The following is a 2248-nucleotide window of genomic DNA, read 5'->3' as shown; positions in this document are numbered from 1 at the left end:
AGCTTCGTTATGTTGCTGGTGTAGAGACAAGAGGGGTTTATTTAATAAACCAATGTACAAAAGTTAGCGTAGCAAATAAAATTGTGCTTCGAAAACCTCAGCGTCCTCTTCGAGTGACACTGAGGGGAGGAAGGAATGAATAAGTTCGTTATTCATTCTTTAAATAATAAAAATGTTTTACGGCCATGGAACCGTCATCTCTAAAATACTTAATCTTTTTCTTTTTACTGTTATATTCTGCGAACCAATGAGCTCGCACATTTTTAATTGTAATATCCACCAAACTATCTGTTGTAATCTTAACCTCTTCAGCCTGATATCCGCAATTTGTTTTATCATCAAAGAAGGAAATTTCTAAGTCTTTAAAGTATGAATATTTAGATTCGATATGCCTAACTACTTCCTTTACATTATCTAAGTTATTTAAATACTGTCTGGTAGTGTGAACAAACACTCTACTGCTAGAGGAGTCTACTTTACAAATGGTATAGCTGTGTTGTGAGTATACATTGAAAGTCAGGACAGAAAGTAGTATAGCTAACTTAAATTTTAAATGATGCTGATTCAAATTTTAATAGTTTTTTTTATTCTAACAATATAAGAACTTACTATTACTATTTACCTGAGATTCAACTTAAGAATTAATTATAAGGGGTTATTTAATAAACCAATGTACAAAAGCTAGCTTAGCAAATAAAATTGTGCTTCGAAAACCTCAGTGTCCTTTCGAGTGACACTGAGGGGGAGGAAATGAATTATTTATTGTGTTGTGTGATGGCGTTCTGCTCACTCTTTGACAATAATTCCAAGTTCATTCTCTGGCCTCCACTTCCGTAACTCAAGTATTTCGTCTTCATTGTCACACTTTATGAGAAGTCCCACATTCATTTCTTTGTCATCTGCTTTTCTCATTGAAGAAACACCTATTATTCTTCTTTTTCGTTTTTTCTCAAATGCGTCAAATTCAATATAGTCCCCAGTAACAACTACTCCTTCCTCAATCGTCCCAGCCAAAACCAGTCCGCGACCAGTAATAATGAAAGTATCCTTAATTCTATATTTCGCTGTCATCTTTTAATTAAAAGTCTTTGTCGTCCGAACGCCTTGCACACGACGTTGGTGCATAAGCAGTGGCGGGGTGTTCTAAGCGTGTCACTGTCCCGCGACACCAAACGTGTTTTGAAAAACTAAACTACAAATTTACACTGAACCCCGCCATTGATGATGCACGTTGTTGTGCGCTGGTGCCTACCCCGCCATGTTCTCCCAGGTTTTATCTCCCTCATAGTCCCAGTACTCTTGCTTTATCTCAATGCATGAAGGTGATTGGGCATGATCAGATAAGCTGCAACCTAACAACCATCCTTTTTAAGATGCTCGAACCACTTATAAACAGCATGATAACCATTACTTTCCTCGAACAGTGGCAACCATTTATAACAGGTGATTGTACAGAAGTAGACCTGGTGAGCTTCGTTATGTTGCTGGTGTAGAGACAAGAGGGGTTTATTTAATAAACCAATGTACAAAAGTTAGCGTAGCAAATGAAATTTGTACTTCGAAAACCTCAGTGTCCTCTTCGAGTGACACTGAGGGGGAGGAAATCCTTAAATTCTATCTCTAGTACGTCAGGGTCAATCCCAATAATACTTGGTTTGAATCCAATGTAATATGTCCAAAGTGTACTGTCAAAATTCACGTCTTCTTGTCCCAATAGTTCTTTAATCTCTTCTTTCGTCTTACCAATTAACTTTCCGTTGTCAACAAGGTCGTCCGTCATTTCGTATCTTTTCTCAATGTCGGTTTTCCATTTTTCCTTGTCAAAATCTCTTTCAGGATAGTATGATGCAAATGCAATCCAGACGAGAATAAGTCCAACATAAATAACCAGAGTTAGTACAATTGTCACCAACCAAGTTGTCAGCCGTCTTGCTCCGTTGTCTTTTATTCGTTTAAAAATTAGTCGACAAACGAAATATGTCGGAATCGCCAAAACTAGATTTATGATTATTACTTCAAATCCCATGTCTAAGTTGTTCTAATCTTTCCGCGCATTACTGCCAACATTTCGCTATAAGCCATATGGCTTATATTTCCCTATTATTTTGTTTACTATAAAGCACTTTAACAAAATAGATTTTTCTTTGAAATATGCTCCATCTCCTAAATTCCCCTCCCGCTCAGAGTCACTCTTCAGAGGACTCTGAGCTTTCTGAAACACTGCTCCTAATTTTACCTAAATCTTTGT

The 2248-nt window shown here is 37.0% G+C and carries 4 protein-coding genes; 1 reads left to right on the top strand and 3 read right to left on the bottom strand.

What is annotated here, in order from left to right:
- Positions 1-148: 148 nt before the first annotated feature.
- Together KK060_RS24750 and KK060_RS24745 are read right to left on the bottom strand one after the other, a co-directional pair.
- Complete coding sequence (locus tag KK060_RS24750; RefSeq protein ID WP_254157957.1) at positions 149-568, bottom strand: hypothetical protein; 420 nt, start codon at positions 566-568, stop codon at positions 149-151.
- Positions 569-786: 218 nt separating this feature from the next.
- Complete coding sequence (locus tag KK060_RS24745) at positions 787-1071, bottom strand: hypothetical protein (RefSeq protein ID WP_254157955.1); 285 nt, start codon at positions 1069-1071, stop codon at positions 787-789.
- Positions 1072-1316: 245 nt separating this feature from the next.
- On the opposite strand from KK060_RS24745, the gene KK060_RS24740 reads away from it, so the two are divergent.
- Complete coding sequence (locus KK060_RS24740) at positions 1317-1493, top strand: hypothetical protein (protein ID WP_254157953.1); 177 nt, start codon at positions 1317-1319, stop codon at positions 1491-1493.
- A gap of 74 nt (positions 1494-1567) precedes the next feature.
- Here KK060_RS24740 and KK060_RS24735 read toward each other — a convergent pair whose 3' ends face one another.
- On the bottom strand, positions 1568-1993 hold the full coding sequence (locus KK060_RS24735) for a hypothetical protein (RefSeq protein WP_254157951.1): 426 nt from the start codon (positions 1991-1993) through the stop codon (positions 1568-1570).
- Positions 1994-2248 lie beyond the last annotated feature (255 nt).

It is taken from the genome of Chryseosolibacter indicum, assembly GCF_018598585.1.
Lineage (GTDB): Bacteria > Bacteroidota > Bacteroidia > Cytophagales > Cyclobacteriaceae > Chryseosolibacter > Chryseosolibacter indicus.
This window is presented reverse-complemented; position numbering and strand designations above follow the sequence as displayed.